Annotated in this window: 25 protein-coding genes; 15 read left to right on the top strand and 10 right to left on the bottom strand. The window is 65.8% G+C overall.

All coding sequences use genetic code 11. From position 1 onward, the window contains the following. Positions 1–160: 160 nt before the first annotated feature. The 4 genes from QE394_RS06440 to QE394_RS06425 all read left to right on the top strand — a co-directional run bounded on the left by QE394_RS06440 (position 161) and on the right by QE394_RS06425 (position 2744). Entirely contained in the window at positions 161–517 is a 357-nt protein-coding gene (locus QE394_RS06440) for a DUF1508 domain-containing protein (protein WP_056076870.1), read from the top strand. 311 nt (positions 518–828) lie between these two features. Beyond that, positions 829–1380, top strand: coding sequence for a sigma-70 family RNA polymerase sigma factor (locus QE394_RS06435; RefSeq protein ID WP_056076868.1), 552 nt, complete (start codon positions 829–831; stop codon positions 1378–1380). Then, positions 1377–2273 (top strand): hypothetical protein, encoded by an 897-nt coding sequence (locus tag QE394_RS06430; protein ID WP_056076866.1) that lies wholly within the window; start codon positions 1377–1379, stop codon positions 2271–2273. Before QE394_RS06435 ends, QE394_RS06430 begins: the two co-directional genes overlap by 4 nt. Positions 2274–2318: 45 nt before the next feature. Next, positions 2319–2744: a CoA-binding protein gene (locus tag QE394_RS06425; RefSeq protein ID WP_349034085.1), complete on the top strand. Its 426-nt coding sequence runs from the start codon at positions 2319–2321 to the stop codon at positions 2742–2744. Positions 2745–2757: 13 nt separating this feature from the next. On the opposite strand, the gene QE394_RS06420 is transcribed toward QE394_RS06425, so the two are convergent. Continuing rightward, positions 2758–3789 carry a 2-oxoglutarate and iron-dependent oxygenase domain-containing protein gene (locus tag QE394_RS06420; RefSeq protein WP_349034084.1) on the bottom strand — a complete coding sequence of 344 codons (1032 nt, stop codon included), beginning with the start codon at positions 3787–3789 and terminating at the stop codon, positions 2758–2760. A gap of 45 nt (positions 3790–3834) precedes the next feature. Between QE394_RS06420 and QE394_RS06415 the strand changes: the two genes are divergently transcribed. The 4 genes from QE394_RS06415 to QE394_RS06400 are packed head-to-tail and all read left to right on the top strand — an operon-like array spanning position 3835 to position 5415. Continuing rightward, a complete protein-coding gene (locus QE394_RS06415; RefSeq protein WP_056076861.1) occupies positions 3835–4242 on the top strand; it encodes an MmcQ/YjbR family DNA-binding protein in 408 nt (135 codons plus the stop codon). Continuing rightward, positions 4235–4789, top strand: coding sequence for a DUF1990 domain-containing protein (locus QE394_RS06410; protein WP_261619951.1), 555 nt, complete (start codon positions 4235–4237; stop codon positions 4787–4789). The genes QE394_RS06415 and QE394_RS06410 overlap by 8 nt, the downstream gene beginning before the upstream one ends. Continuing rightward, on the top strand, positions 4786–5106 hold the full coding sequence (locus QE394_RS06405; protein WP_056076855.1) for a putative quinol monooxygenase: 321 nt from the start codon (positions 4786–4788) through the stop codon (positions 5104–5106). Before QE394_RS06410 ends, QE394_RS06405 begins: the two co-directional genes overlap by 4 nt. Before the next feature lie 15 nt (positions 5107–5121). Continuing rightward, a complete protein-coding gene (locus tag QE394_RS06400) occupies positions 5122–5415 on the top strand; it encodes a DUF503 domain-containing protein (protein ID WP_056076853.1) in 294 nt (97 codons plus the stop codon). A gap of 171 nt (positions 5416–5586) precedes the next feature. On the opposite strand, the gene purL is transcribed toward QE394_RS06400, so the two are convergent. The 3 genes from purL to purS are packed head-to-tail and all read right to left on the bottom strand — an operon-like array spanning position 5587 to position 8931. Beyond that, on the bottom strand, positions 5587–7896 hold the full coding sequence (purL, locus tag QE394_RS06395) for a phosphoribosylformylglycinamidine synthase subunit PurL (RefSeq protein WP_056076850.1): 2310 nt from the start codon (positions 7894–7896) through the stop codon (positions 5587–5589). Continuing rightward, positions 7893–8678 carry a phosphoribosylformylglycinamidine synthase subunit PurQ gene (gene purQ, locus QE394_RS06390; RefSeq protein ID WP_349034083.1) on the bottom strand — a complete coding sequence of 262 codons (786 nt, stop codon included), beginning with the start codon at positions 8676–8678 and terminating at the stop codon, positions 7893–7895. The genes purL and purQ overlap by 4 nt, the downstream gene beginning before the upstream one ends. A gap of 1 nt (position 8679) precedes the next feature. Next, entirely contained in the window at positions 8680–8931 is a 252-nt protein-coding gene (gene purS / locus QE394_RS06385) for a phosphoribosylformylglycinamidine synthase subunit PurS (RefSeq protein WP_015935902.1), read from the bottom strand. 267 nt (positions 8932–9198) lie between these two features. Between purS and QE394_RS06380 the strand changes: the two genes are divergently transcribed. Together QE394_RS06380 and QE394_RS06375 are read left to right on the top strand one after the other, a co-directional pair. Further along, positions 9199–9384 (top strand): hypothetical protein, encoded by a 186-nt coding sequence (locus tag QE394_RS06380; protein WP_056076845.1) that lies wholly within the window; start codon positions 9199–9201, stop codon positions 9382–9384. 114 nt (positions 9385–9498) lie between these two features. Continuing rightward, on the top strand, positions 9499–12828 hold the full coding sequence (locus QE394_RS06375) for a S8 family serine peptidase (protein ID WP_268159420.1): 3330 nt from the start codon (positions 9499–9501) through the stop codon (positions 12826–12828). A gap of 107 nt (positions 12829–12935) precedes the next feature. Here the strand turns inward: QE394_RS06375 and QE394_RS06370 are convergent, their stop codons facing one another. From QE394_RS06370 to QE394_RS06355, 4 genes are all read right to left on the bottom strand, one after another. After that, complete coding sequence (locus QE394_RS06370; protein ID WP_268159418.1) at positions 12936–13313, bottom strand: serine protease inhibitor; 378 nt, start codon at positions 13311–13313, stop codon at positions 12936–12938. Further along, positions 13291–14253 carry a 3-methyladenine DNA glycosylase gene (locus QE394_RS06365; protein ID WP_349034082.1) on the bottom strand — a complete coding sequence of 321 codons (963 nt, stop codon included), beginning with the start codon at positions 14251–14253 and terminating at the stop codon, positions 13291–13293. The genes QE394_RS06370 and QE394_RS06365 overlap by 23 nt, the downstream gene beginning before the upstream one ends. Continuing rightward, entirely contained in the window at positions 14240–14824 is a 585-nt protein-coding gene (locus QE394_RS06360) for an SSI family serine proteinase inhibitor (protein WP_056076838.1), read from the bottom strand. The genes QE394_RS06365 and QE394_RS06360 overlap by 14 nt, the downstream gene beginning before the upstream one ends. 101 nt (positions 14825–14925) lie before the next feature. Next, positions 14926–15393: a MarR family transcriptional regulator gene (locus QE394_RS06355; RefSeq protein WP_261619955.1), complete on the bottom strand. Its 468-nt coding sequence runs from the start codon at positions 15391–15393 to the stop codon at positions 14926–14928. 76 nt (positions 15394–15469) lie between these two features. Between QE394_RS06355 and QE394_RS06350 the strand changes: the two genes are divergently transcribed. Together QE394_RS06350 and QE394_RS06345 are read left to right on the top strand one after the other, a co-directional pair. Beyond that, positions 15470–15712, top strand: coding sequence for a hypothetical protein (locus QE394_RS06350; protein WP_056077069.1), 243 nt, complete (start codon positions 15470–15472; stop codon positions 15710–15712). 159 nt (positions 15713–15871) lie between these two features. Next, on the top strand, positions 15872–16087 hold the full coding sequence (locus QE394_RS06345; RefSeq protein WP_056076835.1) for a hypothetical protein: 216 nt from the start codon (positions 15872–15874) through the stop codon (positions 16085–16087). A gap of 101 nt (positions 16088–16188) precedes the next feature. Here the strand turns inward: QE394_RS06345 and QE394_RS06340 are convergent, their stop codons facing one another. Further along, complete coding sequence (locus QE394_RS06340; RefSeq protein ID WP_045730003.1) at positions 16189–17547, bottom strand: aspartate kinase; 1359 nt, start codon at positions 17545–17547, stop codon at positions 16189–16191. Between the two features lie 206 nt (positions 17548–17753). Here QE394_RS06340 and QE394_RS06335 point away from each other — a divergent pair, with 206 nt between their 5' ends. From QE394_RS06335 to QE394_RS06325, 3 genes are all read left to right on the top strand, one after another. Then, positions 17754–18713, top strand: a complete 960-nt coding sequence (locus QE394_RS06335) for an ABC transporter ATP-binding protein (RefSeq protein ID WP_349034081.1) — start codon at positions 17754–17756, stop codon at positions 18711–18713. Then, positions 18710–19843 carry an ABC transporter permease subunit gene (locus QE394_RS06330; RefSeq protein ID WP_261619957.1) on the top strand — a complete coding sequence of 378 codons (1134 nt, stop codon included), beginning with the start codon at positions 18710–18712 and terminating at the stop codon, positions 19841–19843. The genes QE394_RS06335 and QE394_RS06330 overlap by 4 nt, the downstream gene beginning before the upstream one ends. 376 nt (positions 19844–20219) lie before the next feature. Beyond that, positions 20220–21143, top strand: a complete 924-nt coding sequence (locus QE394_RS06325) for a hypothetical protein (protein WP_349034080.1) — start codon at positions 20220–20222, stop codon at positions 21141–21143. A gap of 56 nt (positions 21144–21199) precedes the next feature. Here QE394_RS06325 and recR read toward each other — a convergent pair whose 3' ends face one another. After that, the gene (recR, locus tag QE394_RS06320; RefSeq protein WP_091718033.1) at positions 21200–21799 is read right to left on the bottom strand and encodes a recombination mediator RecR; all 600 of its coding nucleotides are present in this window, start codon (positions 21797–21799) and stop codon (positions 21200–21202) included. Position 21800: the final 1 nt, after the last annotated feature.

Here is a 21800-nt window from a genome sequence, read left to right as displayed (position 1 = left end):
TGTGGGCGTACAGCCCGGACAGCCAGACTTTTGGGACAGCATTCGAGGACTGCCTGGCAAGCACGTCCCCACTTTGCGGGACAGGCGCAGCCACGCGCCAGCCGGACTTTTGGCGGAGATGCCGTCCGGAAAACCGCTCAGAACCGGAAGGAAGTGCGCCATGGCGGGCAAATTCGAAGTTTTCCTTGATCCCCAGTCGAAGTTCAGGTTCAGGCTCGTGGGCCCGGACGGGGCGGTGATGGCGGTCTCGCAGGCCTTCAACGACAAAGCGGCTATCGTAGCGGGGATTGCCGCGGTCCGGGAGTGCGCCGGGACCGGCTTGGTGACGGACCTGTGCTCTGCCGGTGCGCAAACGACGGCAGTGACCGTTGCCGCGTCAGCTCCCGCCGCCGACTCCACCCTCGATGACCGGGCAGCGGCCAGGCTTCATGCCATTGCCGCGGCCAAGGGCATGCGCCGCCACGCCGCCCCCGCACACTGGGACTGGCGCCATAGCCGGGCAGAACTGGCCAACTGACGGTTGCGGACGTGCACTTCCGGGGCGTCAGCAGCTTACGGGAAAACTTTTTTGAAAGAGGCGTAACCTTTCGCGGACCCGGGACGATTACCCTTATGTAGCGCCCGGCCTGGAACTTGTCCCCCATCACGTTCCAGGCCGGCTCTTTAAACTCTCCGGCAGCAGGGACAGCTGCGCACGGCCGGCACCGGCAGTGCACGTGGCGGTCCGGAGCGCGGTGGTTACCGCGGGGTAAAGTAGGCGGGCAAAGGCATTCCGGCGACGGGCCTTCCTGCCCAGCCAACCCCGCACCGACCAAAGGCACCACGTCCGTGACCGATGCACTGACAGGCGAGTCCCTGCGAGATCCAGATTCTGGTTCCTCGGCCTTCGGCGTCGTCTACCGGACATATGCGTCACAGGTATTGGGCTATTTCAAGGCCCGTGGAGCCGAGGATCCGGAGGCAGCGATGCAGGAGGTCTTCCTTTCCGTGCTGCCACGGTTGAACTCAGTGACCGGCGGCAGCGCAGGCCTGCGCACCTTCATCTTCTCGGTGGCGCACGCCCGTATGGTCGATGACCACCGACGGCAGAGCCGCACGCCGGCCAAGCTCCCGTTCGAACCGGAGCTGGACGCGCGGGAGGACCCGTCCGCTGAAGAGGAAGCGCTGGAACGGATTGCGCCGGGAGAAATCGTAGGGTTGTTGGAATCACTGCAGCAAGAACAGCGGGAAGTGCTGTCGCTGCGGCTCGTCGCCGGGCTCACCGTCGAGCAAACAGCGGAAACCATAGGGAAGAGCGCGGGAGCAGTGAAGCAGCTGCAACGGCGCGGCATCCTGAAACTGCGCGAAGTTGCGGCAGTGAAGGAGTATCTGCGGCCATGACCACACCGGAAAGCAGGCTGCGCGAGTTGGTTGATGAAGTCCTCGCGGACGCAGGCCACGCGGACGACGCCGCACTTCGAAATGCACTCGAATCGATCGGCTCGCTCGCGTCGCTTCCCGTTCCCGAACCCTCCGGAGAGCTTGCCCGGCTGTTGGCCGGCGGCGGGGACGAACTGGCCCGCCGCCGTCGCTCCGGCCGTCACCGTCCCACTGTGGTGGGACTTGCAGTAATTGCAGGAATGGGGCTGGGGATTGGAGGCGTAGCCGCAACGGCCGGCAGTGCCCCCGGCAGCAGTGCAGCGTCAGTGCAGCACTTGCTCGCGGACTGGTCGCCGGATTGGGCGATCTCCCACGGCGCAACGGCAGCACCGACTCCCGGACACCGTGGAGTGGCAGTCCCTGCAGAACAAACCCCGGAATCAGTGCCCGCAGCCATTTCCGGCTCGGATTCCGCCGGCACTCCCCAGGGCAAAGGACTGCTGCCGGACGACGGTGGCGTCGCTGGTGAACCCGACTGCGGAAGCCGGGAACAAGCCCAGGCAACTCCTACGGGCATCTGCCCGCCTGCAGCCGGACCGCCAGGACGGCCGGACGGGCCCCGCAACCGTGCCGGCGGGGAAGCGACGGCGGACACGGCTGCGCACGGGAAAGCGGACAGGAAACCGGTATCGGACGAAAACATGCCCGGCCGCGCCATTCCCGCCCCGGACCAAGCCGATCCCGGGACCCCCGGACATGCACCCGGGAACAGGGATTGGCGGGGGACGGCGGGACCACAACAAGTTGCTGACAGTGGACCGGGAAAGCCCGCACCGGAAAAGCCCGGCGCGGCAAACTCCGGGCAAGGGGCGGGTTCGGCAAATGGCGGCGACACCACTCCCGGCGGCAAATAGCTGTCCATCGGGCGGTAGTCCATGGCCCCGGGTTAGGCTGATGGCATGGGCCACACGAACGATCCTGCAGTTATTGAACGCCTCATGAGGACCAAGGGGCGGTGGGCCGTCGTCGGCCTGACCACCAACGAGTGGCGCTCCGCCTACGACGTATCCTTGTTCATCCGGGACCAGTTGGGCATGGACATCATCCCCGTCAATCTTGCCGGCGATACCGTGCACGGCGAACCGGGGTACCGGACGCTGGCGGAAATTCCGGCGGAAAAACAGCCCATCGACGTCGTGGATTGCTTTGTGAACTCTGAGAAAGTCGGCAAGGTAGTGGATGAGGCGATCGCCATTGGCGCCAAGGCCGTCTGGCTTCAGCTGGGTGTCATCGATGAAGCCGCCGCGGAACGTGCCAAGGCCGCGGGCCTGGATGTTGTGATGAACTCCTGCCCGGCCCAGCAGGCCTGGAAGTTCAAAATCTGAGCCCGTGGGGAGGTTAGCCCCGCTTCAGGAGGTTCGGGTAGTGCCGCTCGGTGACGTCCGGGTGTGCCCGCATCCTGCCCTTGAGCATGTTGAGGCCAAAGGAGGCGAGCAGCGGGTTGCGGGGGTCGTCCGTGATGCCGCGTGCGGCTGCCTTCAACTCCGGGGCCAGCGGTACGGGCTGGATGACCGAGTCCAGGCGGGGTGACCAGAAGAACGGCACCGAGTAACGGTCCACGCCCGGGGGCGGTGCCTGCACGCGGTGGATCGTGGCCGCAAGGTACCCCTCGGTGGCTACTTCGAGCATTTCGCCGAGGTTCACCACCAACGCCCCCGGGAGGGGCTCCACCGGAAGCCATTCCGGGGTCCCCGGCGGTTTTACTTCCAGGCCTCCAACATCGTCCTGCAGCAGGAGCGTCACGAACCCGTAGTCCGCATGGGAACCCACGCCCTGGTCACCGGCCTCTTTGACGACGCCGCCAACATAATGGACCAGTTTTCCCATCCATGCCGGTGCTTCCCGGAACGGTTCGTCGAAATAGTCCTCGGGCTGCTGCAGCGTCACAGCAATGGCGCGCATCAGCTCCATCCCCACCACGGACATCAGTTCTGCCCAGGCCATGGCTGCCGGCTTCAGCTCAGGGAACGCTTCGTCCGGCCACTGGTTGGGTCCCTGCAGCAACCAGTACGGCTGGTCCTGCGGATAGCTGTCCACGGGCGGGCGCTCGGGGGAGTAGTCGATCTGCTCGCGCGCATCCGCCCGTCCCTGCGTCACTTCGGTTCCCATCCGGGTGTAGCCGCGGAAGTGCGGAGAAAGCCGGTTGTCCAGCTTCATCCGCTCTTCGAGGGGAAGGTCGAAGAACCGCCGGACGGCGTCGAGGAGCTGGTCCGCCTGCCCGGGCGAACCCCCGTAACCGGTGATTTGGAAGAAACCCACATCATGGGTGGCGTGCCGCAGCTGCTCGATGAATTCCGGACTGAAGGTCCCGTAGGGCTGCCGTGCGGTACTCAAATCCAGAACAGGTATGGCTCCCTGATCGTGTGACATCCTCGCAGACTAGCACCGTAAGGATGGGCTTTATAGGCTTCGTTCATGGACCCCGCCCTGCTGCGAAAGATCTGCCTCTCATTCCCCGGCGCCTTCGAGGACTACCCGTTCGGGCCGGAGATTGCCGTCTTCAAGGTCCGTGCCCACATCGCCGGTGGAACCCGGCATGAGGCGAAGCTGTTTGCGCTGTCCTCCATGGACCCCGGCGATTTCTACGTGAACCTCAAATGCGATCCGTCCCTGGCGGTTCAGTTGCGGGCCGCGCACCCGGCCATCGACGGAGCCTGGCACATGAACAAGACGCACTGGAACGGTGTCCGCCTGGACGGTTCCCTCCCGGAGAGCATGGTGCGGGACATGGTGGAGGACTCTTATGACCTGGTGGTTGCCGGCCTGAGCCGCAAGCAGCAGGAACAGCTTGGCTGGGCACGCCTGGGACGTTCGGGTGAATGAGTCACGGCCGGCCCGCGGCAGCCTGAATTATCCGGGTATTGGAACTACAAGGCAGGGCACGACGCCGGCGGGGTACGCCAGCGTCCTGGAGGAGGTGCGCTTGGGGTCGGGGCTGCCGCTGTTCCGTCGTGTGGCGGACGGCATCCTTGGGTGGGAACTGCAGCGGCGCGCAGGGCTCCGTGTCCGGGCGGAGTCCCCACAGGCAAGGCCGGGCGTGCGGGTGGTCAGCGGCTTCGGCGTCGGCCCGTTCCGGCTGAACGCGCCGTGCGAGGTGGTATGGGTCCGGGAACCTTCCACGGACGGCATGCCGCAGGCAGCAGGATTTGGCTACGGAACGCTTCCGGGACATCCTGCCCGCGGCGAAGAATCGTTCGAGGCGGTCATCGACGCCTCGGGTGCGGTCCACCTCCGGATCCGTGCCTTCAGCAAGCCGGCCAACTGGTTCTACGCCACCGGCGGACTGGTGACGCGGGCGGCCCAGCGGTACGTTACTTCCCGGTACATTGAAGGGGCACGCACACTCGCCGCGGAAGGAACGTCCCAGTGATCTTTATCGTCGTTAAGTTCAAGGTCAAGCCGGAATGGTCGGAGCGCTGGCCGGAGCTGGTGGCAGACTTCACCGAGGCAACCCGGCAGGAGCCCGGAAACCTTTGGTTCGACTGGTCGCGCAGCCTGGACGACCCCAACGAGTACGTCCTTGTCGAGGCGTTTAAGGACGATGCCGCGGGCGACCACGTGAACAGCGAGCACTTCAAGAAGGCCATGGCGGACATGCCGCAGGCCCTCGCCGAAACTCCCCGCATCGTCAGCCGCCAGCTCGACGGCGACGGCTGGGACCGCATGGGTGAGCTCACCATCGGCTAGGGAAGGACCGCAGCCATGTGGGTCGGCTGGATTGAGTTCGACATCCTCCTGGGTGACGTCCAGAGCCTGAAGGAAAAACGGTCCGTTATCAGGCCACTCGTTGCCGAATTAAAACGCCGCTTCGACGTCTCGGCCGCCGAAGTGGGCGACCACGACCAGTACCGCCGCACCAGGGTGGGCGCCGGCCTGGTGGCAGCCGACCGTGCGCACCTCGTGGAGGTGCTTGACGCCGTCGAACGCTTCGTGGCGGGCCGCCCGGAAATCGAGCTGCTCAGCGCCCGCCGCCGGGACCTGCACAGCGAGGATTAAGCGGGTTGAGCCCGTCGAAACCTGCGAGGGTTTCGACGGGCTCAACTGCTGGTGGGCCCACGCCGCCAGGGTGCCCTGGCCGAGCTTGCGAGGCGAGGGTGGCGGTGGGTGGGCCCACGCCGCCAGGGTGCCCTGGCCGAGCTTGCGAGGCGAGGGTGGCGGTGGGGAGGATCAGCCGAAGTACTTCGGCAGCGTCCCTTCGTGGGCTTCGCGGAGGGCGTCGAGGGACAGGCTCTCCACGCCGTTGATTTCCAGGGCGCCGCTGGCAGCGTCCACCACGCCGATGCGGGTGTGCGCGAAGCCGCGGGCGGTGCACATATCCGTGAAGCGCACTTCCTCCGAGCGGGGAACGCCCACGACGGCGCGTCCCTGGGATTCGGAGAACAGTGCCGTGAACAGGTCCACGCCATCGCGGTCCATGACATCCTGCAGCGCAATCCGCGCGCCGACGCCATAGCGCAGCGAGGACTCCACCAGCACGGCGGCCAGGCCACCCTCGGAGAGGTCGTGTGCGGCGTCGATCATGCCGTCGCGGGAGGCATTGATAAGGATCTCACCCAGTGCGCGCTCGGTCTCGAGGTCAACCTTCGGCGGCTGGCCGCCCAGGTGGCCGCGCATGTTGGCCCACTCAGAGCCGTCCAGTTCGGCAGCGGTGGTGCCCAGCAGGTAGATCGCCTGGCCATCCTCACGCCAGCCCGACGGCGTGCGGCGGGCGACGTCGTCGAGCTTGCCCAGGACCGCCACCACGGGGGAGGGGTGGATAGGGGTGGTGCCCGTCTGGTTGTACAGCGAGACGTTGCCGCCGGTCACGGGGATGCCGAGCACCTGGCAGGCGTCGGACAGACCGCGGATGGCTTCGGCCAGCTGCCACATGACATCCGGGTCCTCGGGGGAGCCGAAGTTCAGGCAGTCGCTGACGGCCATGGGGATGGCACCTGCGGTGGCAACGTTCCGGTACGCCTCGGCCAGGGCCAGCTGTGCACCGTGGTACGGGTCGAGGTAGGTGTAGCGGCCGTTGGCGTCGGTGGCCAGGGCAACGCCCAGGCCGGTTTCCTCGTCAACGCGGACCACGCCGGCGTCGTCCGGGAACGCCATGGAGGTGTTGCCGCCCACGTACCGGTCGTACTGGTTGGTAATCCAGGACTTCGAGCACATGTTCGGCGATGCCACGAGTTCCGTCACAGCCTTGGCCAGCTCGGCGGGTCCGGCCGGGCGGCCGGCATCCTGCACGGAGCCGGTAAAGGTGTCTGCCTGGACGGAATCCTGCCACTCGGGGCGGGCAAACGGGCGGTCGTAGACCGGGCCGTCGTGCGCCACGGTGCGGGGATCGACGTCGACAATCACGTCGCCTTCCCAAGTGATGATCAGGCGGCCCGTGTCGGTCACCTCGCCCAGCCAGGAGTACTCCACGGCCCACTTGTCCATGACGGCCTCGAACGCTTCCACGTTCTCCGGCGTCACAACGGCCATCATGCGTTCCTGCGACTCGGACATCAGGATCTCGCCCGGGGTCAGCGTGGGGTCGCGCAGCAGGACGGAGGTCAGCTCAACCTGCATGCCGCCGTCGCCGTTGGAAGCGAGCTCGGACGTGGCGCAGGAGATACCTGCCGCGCCGAGGTCCTGGATGCCTTCCACCAGGGAGCCCTTGAACAGCTCAAGGCAGCACTCGATGAGCACCTTCTCGGCGAACGGATCGCCCACCTGGACGGCGGGACGCTTGGACGGCTTGGTGTCATCAAAGGATTCGGAGGCCAGCACGGAAGCGCCGCCGATTCCGTCGCCGCCGGTGCGCGCACCGAACAGGACCACCTTGTTGCCCTTGCCCGAAGCGTTGGCCAGGCGGATGTCCTCGTGGCGCATGACGCCCACAGCCAGGGCGTTGACCAGCGGGTTGCCCTGGTAGACGGAGTCGAACACCATCTCGCCGCCGATGTTGGGCAGGCCCAGGGAGTTGCCGTAGCCGCCGATGCCGGCAACGGCACCGTGCATCACGCGGGCTGTGTCCGGGTGGTCGATGGCGCCGAAGCGCAGCGGGTCCATGACGGCAACGGGGCGTGCGCCCATGGAGATGATGTCGCGGACGATGCCGCCGATGCCGGTGGCCGCGCCCTGGTAGGGCTCAACGAACGACGGCGAGTTGTGCGATTCGATCTTGAAGGTCACGGCCCAGCCGTCCCCCAGGTTGGTGACGCCGGCGTTTTCGCCGATGCCCACCAGCATGTCCTTCTTCATTTCCTCGGTGACCTTTTCGCCGAACTGGCGCAGGTGGTTCTTGGAGGATTTGTAGGAGCAGTGCTCGCTCCACATTACGGAGTACATCGCCAGTTCGGCGCCGGTGGGGCGGCGGCCCAGGACCTTGACGATTTCGTCGAACTCGTTCCGCTTCAGGCCAAGCTCGGCCCACGGCAGGTCCGTCTTCGGAGTCTTGCCGGCGTTCTCCACCGTGTCGATGTTGAACTTCTTGGTGGTTTCGGTGGTCACTTGTCGCCTCCCACAATCTTGGTCAGTACGGAGGTGAAGAATCCGAGGCCGTCGGTATTGGTCCCGCCGACGCCGGCGGAGCCGGACAAAACAGTTTCGGGGCCAAAGCCCTGCTCCACAGCGTGCTCGGGGTGCGGCATGAGGCCCACCACGTTGCCGGCTGCGTTGGAGATGCCGGCGATGTCGCGGCGCGAACCGTTCGGGTTAAAGCCCACGTAACGGAAGACGACGCGGCCTTCGGCCTCAAGGGCGTCCAGGGTCTTGTCGTCGGCGATGTACTGGCCATCCTGGTTCTTCAGCGGGATGGTGATCTCCTGGCCCGCCTCGTAGTCCAGGGTCCAGGCAGTGTTGCTGTTCTCGACGCGCAGGATCTGGTCGCGGCACAGGAACTTCAGGTGATCGTTCTTGATCATCGAACCCGGCAGCAGGTGCGATTCCGTGAGGATCTGGAAGCCGTTGCAGATGCCCAGGACGGGCAGCTTGGCGTCACTGTTTGCGGCGTCGATGATCTTGGACATCAGCGGCGCGAAACGGGCAATGGCGCCGGCGCGGAGGTAGTCGCCGTAGGAGAAGCCGCCGGGGATGACCACGGCGTCCACGTCGCCAATTTCCGTATCGCCGTGCCAGAGTTCGACGGCGGTGCCGCCGGCCAGGCGCACGGCGCGGGCAGCGTCGCGGTCATCCAGGGTTCCGGGGAAGGTGACGACGCCGATCTTCGCGCCCGCAAGGCGCGGGTTGGCGGCGACGGCGACAGCCTCGCCGATCAGGGGAAGTTCAGTCATGTCAGGCCTCGACGACCTCGACGTTGACGACGTCCTCGATGACGGGGTTGGACAGGAGGGTTTCGGCGGCGTCGCGGGCCTGGGCCAGGATCTCCTCCGTCACCTCGCCGTCCACGGTCAGTTCGAAGCGCTTGCCCTGGCGGACAGAGCTGAAGCTGGTGAAGCCGAGGCGGGGAAGAGCGCCGACGATCGCCTTTCCCTGGGGGTCAAGAATCTCGGGCTTGGGCATGACGTCAACAACGATCCGGGGCATCCGGCAACTCCTGTGCGTGAGCTTGGGTAAGGGCGCAGCGGAGTGATGCCGTCTCACGCCGTACCGGTGTTGGGGGCACACTGTAAGGCAGTGTTCCAGACTTTGTGGACGGGCGCTCCGCGAGCTTGCCCTATCATTCTACCGGCCCGGCGGCCCCACCCTGTATTCGGTAGATCCACGTCACGGCGAGGCCCGCGCAAGGGCAATCCGGCACATCCGTGCGATCCCGCTATGGAGTTGAAAGGGACCCTTCACTAGGATGACGGGATGGCAGAGAATTCGAAGTCCGTCCTTTTGCCAGTGATGGCCGCAGCCGTATTTGCCGGCCTGGGCCGGATGGTCTTCCAGAAGATCAAAGCCGACCGCCGTGCCCGGGAAAACCGCACCGCCGGTCCTGTGGACGAGAAGACCCGGCAATGGATCAGCGACGTGGTCCGGACCCCGCGGCAGTAGCGTTCTGCTGCGGATTCCTGCGCCCTGCCTTGTATAGGCAGGTCTTCCCGGGGTGCCCGGTGAGACCCCCGCCAGCAATGCTTATGACTGGCGAAAATTTGCCGTTTGTGCCCTATGTCATATTCGGCTATCAGTCTGTACTCTGTGAACCGGCTGGTCTTATCGAATTACAAAACCTGTAATTCCCTGTACCACGCCTGTCGTTTCCGGCCCTCTAATCCTGACAGGCCGGTTCATCGTGAAAGGGTGCACGTGAAATTAACAGGAAAGAGCCCTGCAAGGGGCGGCGGGTTCCGGAGGGCTGCAGCGTTCTCCGTCGGGATTCCGTTGCTTCTTGGTTCAGTGGCAGCCGTGCCGGCCACGGCAGCCCCCGCCACGGGGCAGGTTCCGTCGGTCCAGCAGAAAGACCTTGATCCCAAGGACTACCAGGCCGGCAGGTACATCGTGGTACTGGCTGAGAAGCCCGCAGCCACCTATGCAGGCGGCACCGGCGACCTGAGCGCTACGAAGCCTGAAAGCGGAAAGAAGCTCGACGCCGGGCGGCCAGAGGTGCAGCGCTACCAGCAGCATCTCGAAACGCAGCAGCGCGAGATTGCCAAGGATGAAAGTGTCCAGATCAAACGCAACTTCACCGCCGCCATCAATGGCTTCGCCGCGGATCTCTCCGCCGACCAGGCGCTGAAACTGGCCAAGGACCCGAAGGTCCTCATGGTGGCGCCGGATACCGAGAACGCGCCGGACTACTCCACCACCGATTTCCTCCAGCTCTCCGGCCCGCAGGGCATCTGGAACACATCCTTCGGTGGCACGGAGAACGCCGGCAAGGGTGTTGTGGTGGGAGTCATCGACTCCGGCTACACCCCCTCCAGCCCCTTTTTCGCCGGAACCGACGTCAAGCCGCTGGCCGGAAACCCCGAAGTGGGCGTGCCCTACCGGACAGCAGACGGCAAGATCGCGATGCTGAAGTCCGACGGCGACACGTTCGTGGGCGAATGCCAAAAGGGCGAAGGCACCGGGGCCGCCTTCGACGGCAGCGCCTGCAACTCCAAGGTCCTCAGTGCCCGCTACTTCGCCGACGACTTCAAGAAGTACGTCCCGGAGGCCAACCGAGCCCCCGAGGAAGTCCTTTCTCCCGTTGATGTCGGAAGCCACGGTACCCACACCGCCAGCACCGCAGCCGGAAACGCGAACGTCCGGGCCAACCTGGGCGCCCGTGACATGGGCATCACCGGCGGCGTCGCTCCGGCGGCCAAACTCTCCATCTACAAGGTCTGCTGGGAAGACACCGACCCCAACACCGGCGGCTGCTACAGCTCCGCATCGGTGGCCGCCATCAATCAGGCGATCCTGGACGGCGTGGATGTCCTGAACTACTCCATTTCGGGCAGCACCTCCACCACCACGGACCCGGTTGCCCTGGCCTTCCTCTCCGCCGCCTCAGCTGGAGTCTTCGTTTCCGCATCCGCAGGCAACAGCGGCCCCACGGCCAGCACCGTAAACCACGGCGCACCCTGGCTCACTACTGTCGCTGCCTCGTCCTTCTCCACAGAGCTACAGGGAACTGTTGAATTCGAGGACGGCAGCAAGTACCGCGGTGCCAGCCTGATGGCCAACAATGTCCCGGCCAGTCCGCTGGTCCTCGCCGCATCTGCTGCCGCAGCAGGAGCCGCAAGCCCCGAGCTCTGCGGACCGAACACACTGGACCCCGCCAAGGTGGCCGGCAAGATTGTCGTCTGCGACAGGGGAGTAGTTGACCGTGTGGCCAAGAGCGCCGAGGTCAAGCGCACCGGCGGCGTCGGCATGATCCTCGTCAACGTCACCCCGTCCTCCGAGGACGTGGACCAGCACGCCGTTCCCACTGTCCACGTGAATCCGCCGGCAACCCAACAGATCAAGGACAAGCTGGCAGCCAACCCCGCCATCAAAGCCGCGCTGGTAAACAAGGACACCACCGGCCTGCCGCAGGAGCCCCAGCCGCAGATCGCCGGATTCTCCTCACGCGGCCCGCTGCTGGCCACCGACTCCGACCTGCTGAAACCGGACGTCGCCGCTCCCGGCGTCGCCGTTCTGGCCGGTGTTTCACCCATCGGTGAAGCCGGCGCCCAGTTCGGCATGATGTCCGGCACATCGATGGCCGCCCCGCACGTGGCAGGCTTCGGTGCGCTGGTCCTGGGCAAGAACCCCACCTGGTCGCCCGCCACGGTCAAATCAGCCATGATGACCACCGCTACGGACGTCAAGAACGCGGACGGCAGCCGAAACACGGATGTCTTCGCCACCGGCGCCGGCCAGGTGTCGGTTGCCAAGGTCCTGGACCCGGGACTGGTGTACGACGCCAACGAAACCGATTACCTGAAGTTCATCCAGGGAACCGGACTGGACCTGGGCATCCCGGATCTGGGGACTACGGCGCCGCGGGACATGAATGTGGCCTCGTTTGCACTCGGCGCACTGACGGGCAGGACCGAAGTGACCCGCACGGTGACGGCCCTGACCCCCGGCCTGTACCGCGCCCAGGTGAATGTGCCGGGCGTCAAAGTCACGGTGACCCCCTCGATCCTGAACTTCAGTGCGGTGGGCGAAAAGCGGACTTTCAAGGTCAAGTTTGAAAATGCCTCCGCCCCCACAGGCCAGTTCGCCATGGGCAGCCTGGTCTGGCAGGGTGCCGGCAAGAACGTCGCTTCGCCGGTAGCGGTCCGTCCGCAGTCCGTGGTGGCGCCGGCGAATGCCGCCTTCAGCTCAGTGGGCGGTACCGGGCAGGGGAAGATTCCCGTGGTGTCCGGAACCAACGCACCGGTCAGCATGACGGTGGACGGCCTGTCCAAGGCGGATTCAACTGCCGTGGAACTGGTCCCCGGGCCGCTGGCGCTGGCGAACAACACCTCCAACGCCATGAAGCAGGTGACGGTGGCTGCGGGTTCGCCGCTGGCCAAGTTCTCCGTCTTCTCCTCGGACGAGAATGCTGACTTCGATCTCCTGGTGTTCACCCCGGATGGCAAGCAGCTCGCCTCCCAGACGGTGTCCGCCAGCGAATCAGTGTCCGTCGCCAATCCCAAGGCCGGCGTCTACACGATGTTTGCCAACCTCTACGCAAGCCCTAACGGCCAGCCCACCAAGGCCTCGTTGGATGCTGCAGTCCTGGGTGCAAACGTGGGCAATGCCTCGGTCAGCCCGAACCCGCTTCGGTTGGCGAACGGCACTGCCGGTGACGTGACGTTGTCGTGGCAGAACCTCCAGCCTGGCTCCTACATCGGCCGGGTCAACTACTCCGGCGGTGCCACGCCCACCTTTGTCTCGGTGGTAGTGACCCCGGGGGCCGGCGCAGTGGTCCCGGATGACGAGCAGACGGACCCGGGCAAGAAGGACAAGAAGGACAAGGTCAAGAAGGAAAAGAAGAAGAAGGAGTTCCAGGACGAATCGGGGAGCTCCAACCTGGGAATCTAGGCGCAAGCCTCCCAGGAGGCCCGGAGCCTGGATAACCGGATAACTGATGGCCGGCGGATCGACTGCGATCCGCCGGCCATCAGTGTTTGGGGCGGGTATCCGTCCGCCTAAGTAGTGCCGGCGGCTCCGGCAGTTCCGCCCAGCAGTGGAGCAAGGGCCCGCCACCGGGAAATCTCGCAGCCATCGGTCAGTGTCAGCGTGGTGTGGACGCGCCTGCCGTGGAACGTCCCCGTAACGACAGCCTGCTGCGGCCCGCCGTACTGCTGGGTACAGAGCCGTGGCGGCCCGGGTTCGGGAAAGAAAATCGCGGGTCCGTGTTTGAGGACGGCGTCGAGCGCGGCCTGCGGGTCCGGTACGGTCGAGCCGGGGGATACCTTGCCGTTGCTCGCCTGCAGGGTGAAGTTATGGTGCGGGCCGTCCGGTGTTTCGCTGAGGTTGATCACCAGGTGAACGGATCCGGGATCAGGCTGCGCCTTGTTCGCCATGGACTTCTCCTTTTGCGGACGTGGTGGGTAGGCCTGTGGCCGTCGCCAAAGCCGCTGCCAGCCTGCCCCGAAGTGTTGCGGCTTCCTGGGCAAACCCACGCTGCCGGGCAACGTAGTCTGCTTTTCCATCGGCGGTCTCAATACGGATGGGCGGGTAGCCCCAGCCGGCGAGGTCGTAGGGGGATGCCTGCATATCCATGGCGCGGATCCGCCACGAGAGCTCGAAGCAGTCCATGACCAGCTCGCTTGGAAGTGCGGGAAGCAGCTTGTAGGCCCACTTGTAGAGGTCCATGTTGGCATGCAGGCAGCCGGGCTGCTCCATGTGCCGTTGGGAGTCCCGGGTAGGCAGGTGCTCATTAAGCGGCAACGCATCAGGAGAATAGAAGCGGAACGCGTCAAAGTGTGTGCAGCGGATGCGGTTATCCTCCACCACCTGGTCCGTTCCCTCGGAGCCAAGGCGCAGTTTCAGGTATTCGTGGCGCAGGTCGAACTTGTCCTGGCGGTACACCATGGCCCATTCATGAAGGCCGAAGCAGCCGAACTGGGCAGGCCTGGCCGCGGTTCCGCGCAGGATGATTTCCGCGAAGGCCACCGCGTCCGCCCGGTCGGCCAGGAAGGCGGCCCGGTCGAAGGCGACCGCAGTGCTTCCTGTTGGCAGGCCCAGCACAGCCACTTCGCCGTCGTCGAGCTCCCGGTAGTGCTTCCATCCGCGCCGGGCCTCGCCCGCGCTGCCTACCAGGACGGTTCCAGCGCCCGGGTGCCAGCGGCGAAGCTGGCCCGGCTTTTGCGTGTAGTAGGTGAAAAGGAAGTCCTCCACCGGGTGTTTCCGCCCGGCGGACCTCCGCTCCAAATAAGGATCGGCGTAGCGGCCCACGCGCAGTTGGTGGGCCTCTTCCCGCGTCCCCCACTCGTCCGCCGCCAGGAGCCTAAGTTGCTCCACCGGCGCCTCCAAGAATGTCTTTCGCGGCGTCCCAGGCGCTGATTTCGCAACCGTCCGTGCGGGCGAAGGATGCCTCGACGGCGGTTCCGTCAACCACCCCGGTCACGGTCGCCTTTTCCGGTCCGCCATATTGCTGGGTGCAGGCCTGGGCCGTGCGGGGCGCCTGGTTCAGCAGGGCAGCATTCCGTTTGAGGGCCGCACAGGCGGCATCAGCCGTGGGGTGGCTGCTTTCGCCTGCCGGAACTCCGGATTCGCACACGAGCGTGTAGTTGACGGCGGCTTGGCCTTCCGCCGGAATGACTGTGATGGCAAGTTCGGCATTGCCCTGGCCGGGCCCGGCAGGCAGCGCGGACGGGGATGCAGGTGGCGGGGCCGGAACGGACGTTTCGGTGTCCGGGGATGGAGTGGCTGTTGACGGAGGGGCGGTTGCCGACGACGGGGCGGAGGAGGTTGGCGACTGAGCCGGGGGTGTGGATGAGGGTGGGTTGCCGCCGTCCGGGCCTCCGGTGCAGGCGGAGAGCAGGCCCGCAATGACGGCAAGGGCCGCCAGGTGAAGCCTCACGTTACGCATGGTCCGACGCCTCATTCATGCCTCGATTCTAACGTCCCCTGGTTGTGCTGGGTGCTCCGCTGAACCGGCCCGGTGCGCTGGAGGGGAGTGGGCTGCGCTGCCTATGACTCCCCGCTGCCGGACGTGGCGGCGATGAGTGCCATCATGCTGGCGTGCAGCTCGGTGACCTGCCCGCGTGTCAGCCCCAGCCTGTCCATCATGGTGCCGGGAACCTTGAGCGCCTCTTGCCGGAGGGCGGCACCTTTTGGCGTGAGCTCCACCGACAGGGCACGTTCGTTCCCGTCGGCCCGGTGCCGGGTGATGAATCCGGCCGCTTCAAGACGGCGCAGCAGCGGCGAAATGGTGGCCGGTTCCTGGGCGAGGGCTTCGCTGATGTTCCTGACGGTGCGGGGACTGGTTTCCCACAAAGCGAGCATGACGAGGTACTGCGGGTGGGTCAGGTTCAGTCTTTCCAGTACTGGCTTGTAGGCACCCACGACGCTGCGGGAAGCCACGGTCAGGGCGAAACACAACTGGTGCTCCAGGAGCAGGTCGTCTTCGCGGGCGTCCGGGGCTGCTGCGGTGGTCATCGGTCCTCCAACTATTAGTGCACTAATAATTAGCGTACACTTTCGGTAGGCAGGATGTCAGATGGAAGGAAAGTTCATGGCCAGGCGCAACACTGAAGACAGGGGCAATGCTTCCCAGCGGTTCATGCGGGCCACCGGCAAATTGCGGGCAGTCTTCGGGCCGGCCAACCGTTCCGCCCTCGGACACGCCATGACCGAGGAAAACCGCCGGCTCCTTGAACAGCGCCAGGCCGAAAGCCAGCAATGGGAGACCATCACCCGGCCGGACGGAAGCACCTACGTGGTGCCGAAGGACCCGGGCGACAAATCCCTGCGCTGATCGGCCCGCGGCCCCCGTCCAACTGACCGGCTGCTGCTTCCCGCCGGAACGCCGGTATCCCGGAGCTTTTTGCCCGTCCCCGGCGTAAAATGAGGGGCACCGGCTCCCGGGTGGAGCCAATGGCTCATTTCCTCGCACCGGGGAAGGGGGTGGAAAACAGTGGCACACGTACTCAGCGGATTCATGAGCATGACGGACCGGCTCCGCTTCTTCTTCGGTCCAGCGACCCGGCTTGATGCCGATACTCCGGTGATCCACAGGCACGACGATTTCGAGCAGGCCTCCGAGGAGGACCTTGCGCACTTCGTGGTGGAAACCGACTCAACAGGCCACCACTACGCCGTCCGGCGGGAAGACCTGGAACGGGAAAGCTGAACCCTTCCGGCATTCAGGTCCCAAGCCGCACAGCATGAAAAAACCGGGCCGCTTTCCATGAATCATGGAAAGCGGCCCGGCTTTTTGTCTGCCTGCGGCTGTCAGCGGCCGGTGCCGCCATACACGGTGGCTTCGTTGTCGCTGTCCAGCTCGAACGCATTGTGGATGACGCGCACAGCCTCGTCCAGCAGGTCTGCATGGGTGACTACGGAGATCCTGATTTCGGATGTGGAAATCATGTTGATGTTGATGCCGGCGTCGGACAGCGCCTTGAAGAAGGTGGCCGAGACGCCCGGGTGGGACCGCATGCCGGCGCCGATCAGGGAGAGCTTGCCGATCTGCTCGTTGTATTCGATGGTTTCGAAGCCGATCTTGTCCTGCGCGGCGTGCAGGGCCGCAAGGGCATCGGCGCCCTCAACGATGGGAAGCGTGAACGAAATGTCGGTCTTGCCGGTTCCGTGGGTAGACACGTTCTGGACGATCATGTCGATGTTGGAATGGGCATCGGCGATGACTTGGAAAATAGCGGCGGCCTTGCCCGGGATGTCCGGAACGCCCACAACGGTGACCTTGGCTTCCGAGCGGTCGTGCGCAACGCCGGAGATGATTGGCTGCTCCAAGGCAACTCCCTCTTGAGTGGTGATCTTGTCTTCGGCGCTGGGGATGACCCAGGTGCCTTCGTGCTGGCTGAATGAGGAACGAACGTGAAGGGGCACGCCGAATCGGCGGGCATACTCGACGCACCGGAGATGCAGGATCTTGGCGCCGGACGCTGCAAGCTCCAGCATCTCCTCGCTGGAAATGGTGTCGATCTTCTGGGCAGACGGGACAACCCGGGGATCGGCCGTGTAGATGCCGTCCACATCCGTGTAGATCTCGCAGACGTCAGCTTCCAGTGCAGCAGCCAGGGCCACCGCGGTGGTGTCCGACCCGCCCCGGCCCAGGGTGGTGATTTCGTTGGTGCTCCGGCTCATGCCCTGGAAACCGGCCACAATGGCGATGTTTTCCTTGTCCAGCGCGGTGCGGATGCGGTGGGGGTCCACGTCGATGATGCGGGCCTTGCCGTGGATGCCATCGGTGATCATGCCGGCCTGCGACCCGGTAAAGGACTGCGCGGACGCGCCGAGTTTGTTGATGGCCATGGCCAGCAGGGCCATTGAGATACGTTCGCCGGCGGAGAGCAGCATGTCCATTTCGCGGGCAGGGGCGGAATCGGTGACCTGGGCGGCGAGGTCCAGGAGTTCGTCGGTGGTGTCGCCCATGGCGGAGACCACCACAACAACCTCGTTGCCGGCCTGCTGGGCGTTTACCACCCTGGCGGCCACACGCTTAATGCCGTCAGCGTCCGCCACGGAGGACCCGCCGAACTTCTGCACGATGAGTTGTTTGGTTACCGCACCGCCGGCCTGCAGGCCCTGCGGCTGCGTCGCGTTGTGCACTTCGGTAGTGGGCGTACTCATGGCGCATACCTTCATCGGATCAATGGGATTTTCGGAAGCCAGGCAGCGGGGCGGCCCGGCATCCTCCGACAGTTTATCGCCGCCCGTACCGCGCCGCTGAATTGTGACCGAATCTCAGCACGGAGGACGACATCCCGGCCATATCCGCTGGCGTACGCTCGGAGGATCAGCACGCAGCAATACTGTGGGGGACAGGTGCGCACACGATGGCAATAATTTCGGAACAGCCCGGCGGGCAGCAGTTTCCCGACGGCGGAATCACGGCCCAGGGGGTGAGCCGCAGCTTCGGCACTGTCCGCGCGGTGGACCATATGGACTTCCACGCCCCGGCGGGCAAGGTTACGGCACTCATCGGCCCCAATGGTGCAGGAAAGACCACCCTGCTGCTCATGCTTGCCTCGCTGCTGGCCCCGGACCAGGGCACCATCACTGTTGGCGGCCTGGACCCCGTCCGGAACCGCGCGGAGGTCCGGAGCCGGCTGGGCTGGATGCCGGACACCCTGGGAGTGTGGGAATCGCTGACTGCCCGGGAGATCCTGACCCAGATGGCCAGGTTCTACCGGCTACCCGCGTCCGGGATCGCTCCGCGGGTCACGGAGATGCTGGAGCGTGTCCGGCTGACAGGCCTCGCCGACCAGCCCGCCCGGGTCCTGTCCCGGGGGCAGCAGCAGCGGCTGAGCCTTGCGCGCGCGCTCATCCACGATCCATCGGTGCTGCTCCTGGACGAGCCAGCTTCAGGCCTGGACCCGGGTTCCCGCGTTGAGCTGCGGACCACGCTCCGGCAACTCGCCGCCGAAGGAAAAGCCGTTGTGGTGTCCTCGCACGTCCTCAGCGAACTGGATGAGATCGCGGACGGTGCGGTGTTCGTCAACAACGGACGCACCGTCCGGCAGCAAACCACCGAGGAGGCGGCCGCCGCTGGCCGCCGTTATGCGATTACGGCGGCCGATACAGCTGCGCTCGCCGCGGAACTGGCGCGGCTGGGGCTCGAATTCCGCCGGGAGGAAGGCCGCCGGCCGGGCGTCAGCCTCGTTCTGCACAACGAGGTCGGGGCGGAGCGGCTCCTGCGCGACCTGGTGCTCGCCGGCGTCGGAATCCGTTCCTTTGCCCCGGCCGTCGGCGCGTTGGAGGAGACCTACATGAACCTCGAGGGGGAACGGCGATGAGCAGCATGACGGAAAACCGGGAAGGATCTGCCCACCGCGGAGCGCCCGGCCCCTACATGGCGGGGATCGGGCATGTGGTGGCCCTGGAGCTGAAACAGCGGCTCCGGTCCCGCGGCTGGTACATCATGCTGGCCATCTGGTTCGCCCTGACCGGACTGGTGACCTGGCTGACGTGGGCAAGCTGGAGCGCCTCGAATGCCTTCCAGCGCGACTTCGGTGACGTATCCGGAGCAGGATCCACCGGCCCGGGGTCTCTGATTTTTGAAGTGGTGCTGGCGTTCGTCCTGCTGTTCGCGCTGCTGGTGGCGCCGGCACTGTCTGCCAACGCGGTGAACGGTGACCGGGCGGGCGGTACCTTGGCTATCCTCCAAGTCACGCTGCTGGAACCGGGCCAGATCCTTTGGGGCAAGTTTGTCGCGGCCTGGGCTGCTGCCCTGGCGTTCCTGGTGGCCAGTACCCCTTTCCTGGTAATTGGCGTGGCCCTGGGCGGCCTGACTCCCGCGTACATACTGGTATCGCTGGTGATGCTCGCCGTTGAGGTGGGCATTGTGTGCGCCATTGGCGTCGGGATTTCCGCACTGGCCGGGCGCCCGCTGTTTTCCATTGTGGTGACCTACCTGGCGGTGGCCGGCCTGGTGGTGGGCACCCTTATCTCCTTTGGGCTGGGCACCGGGCTGACCCAGGGCACGGTGCTGGCAAACAACCCGCAGTACCGTGCCTACGCGCCGCTGCAGTCAGAGCCCATGGACGCCGGCTACACCTGTGCCGGACCCCTTCGGGAACAGTCCGCCATGCATACCGAGCGGGTGGCCTGGACGCTTGCCATGAATCCCTTCGTAGTGGTGGCGGACGCTATTCCGTATCCGGACAGGACGGCGCGGCAGAACTTCACGTCCATCGGTGCGATCGAAGGCATCAGCCAGGCAGCCCGCCAGGCCATGGCCGGGCCGGAGGGGACCACGCCGTGCGCCAACGGCAAGGTCCAGCCCACATACTTGGGACAAAAGACCCCGCTGTGGCCGCTGGGCCTCGGTCTCCAGCTCGTGCTGTCCGGGCTCCTGATGTGGCTCGGCTGGCGTTCGCTCCGGACGCCCGTCCGCAAGCTGCCCCGCGGGACCCGCATCGCCTGAGCCTGCCGGCGGGGCTGAACCTGACGCCGCCGGGAGGGACGTTTCGAGGTTCGGCCCGTCGGGATCTGGACAGCCCGGAGCCGGTATCCCACGATTGAACCAGCGCAAACTCAATTGGCCGGCAACCGCCGGTCGCTTCCGGGGCTGGGGCCTGTCCAGGGAAGGCGGACCCGACATGCCCGATCAGCGGCAACATTCCGGAAATCCCGCGCCGGAGCCATTCTTTGAGCCGATCGGCCGGGACGCTGGCCAGCCGGGCACGGATCCTGCCGGATCCCCAGGTGCACGGGATAATGCCGATGACGCCGACGACGGCGGGCGTACGGCCGGTCCGGGGTTCCGGGCGGCGGTGCCAGGGGCAGTCGTGGCGTGGCGGGTGAGTGTTGCTTCGCTTCGCTTTTGGGCCGTTGCGGTGGGCGCGGCGTGTGCGACGTGGGCCGTCGCCGCAGGCCTGGTGTGGGTGTCGGCCGCCGCGGAAGGCGAACAGTCCGGCTCGGTTCCTGCTGCGTTGCTGATCTACGTACTTGCGTCCTCGCTGCTTCCGGCTGCGGCGGCGCTGGTGGGGATGCACTGGGGCATGGCTTGCCAGCTGCGGCGAGCCTCGACCGGGGAGCCTTATGGGGGGTTTCGTCCCGCCGTGCTTGTCACGGCCCTGCAGGGCCTGGTGTTCGCAGTGTTGGTCCTGGTCAGTCTCCTCATTCAGGCACCGGCTGCCGGTGGTCCAGGATCCGTTGCCGTCACCGCGTCAGGACTGGCGGCCGTGGAAGGGACCCTGTTCGGTGCCATGGGTGTTGCGGTGTCCGCCCTGGTGGGTCGCCCTGGCCTGGCGAGGGTGGTGGGTTGGGCGCTGGGCCTGTTCATCGTGGCGGGGACCCTGGTTGCCGGTGCCCTGCTGGTGCCTGCCGTCCGCTCCGAAGAACCGGTTACGGTGGCCCTGAACGTGCACCGGGCAGCAGACGGGACTCCCGTTGCCTACGAGTGCTCGCAGGTCCCGGCCGGAACTGTTGAGGTTTACCACACGGAGCGGATCATGTGGCTGCCGGCTGTGAGCCCCATTGTGGTGTTGACGATGCTGGCCGGTGCACCGGGGGCAGGGCAGGAGCTGCCCGGCTGGCTTTCGGCGGAACTGCAGGCCGCGGCCGACGGCCCCAGGGTTCCGTGCGTCAACGGGGAACCGAGGAGCATGGATTCGCCGCGGACGCCCCTCGCAGCGGCTGGCCTTCTGCTGCAGGCTGGCTTGACCGGTGCCCTGCTGGGTGGCGCGCACGTGGCGGCGTCCCGCCGTCGTCCGCCTGCCTGACAGGGACTGGCGCTCTGCGCTGGCTGGAACCCGGGGTTCCGGCCCTGATGCCTGGGTCAGCTCAGGGCGTTCCGCCGGCCTTCGAACGCGCGGCCCAGCGTGACCTCGTCCGCATACTCCAGGTCGCCGCCAACGGGCAGCCCGGAGGCCAACCTGGTGACAGCAATCCCGATGGTCTTGAGCATCCGCGCCAGGTAGGTGGCCGTAGCCTCGCCCTCCAGGTTGGGGTCGGTGGCGATGATGACTTCCTGGATGGCGCCGTCGTTCAGCCTGGTGAGCAGCTCACGGATGCGCAGCTGTTCCGGGCCGACGCCGGCAATCGGATTGATGGCTCCGCCCAGCACGTGATACCGCCCGCGGAACGAGCGCGTACGCTCCACCGCCAGGACATCCTTGGACTCCTCCACCACGCAGATGATGGCAGGATCGCGGCGCGGGTCCCGGCAGATGTTGCAGAGCTCCTGTTCCGTGACGTTGCCGCAGACCGTGCAGAACTTGACCCGGTCCTTGACCGTGGTGATGGCTTCCACCAGCCGCTTCATATCCTGTGGATCTGCTTCAAGGATGTGGAAAGCCAGCCGCTGCGCCGACTTGGGACCGACTCCCGGAAGGCGTCCGAGCTCGTCGATAAGCTCCTGGACCGCACCTTCGTACACA

This window comes from Pseudarthrobacter sp. SORGH_AS 212 (assembly GCF_030818145.1).
Classification (GTDB): Bacteria; Actinomycetota; Actinomycetes; order Actinomycetales; family Micrococcaceae; genus Arthrobacter.
This window is presented reverse-complemented; position numbering and strand designations above follow the sequence as displayed.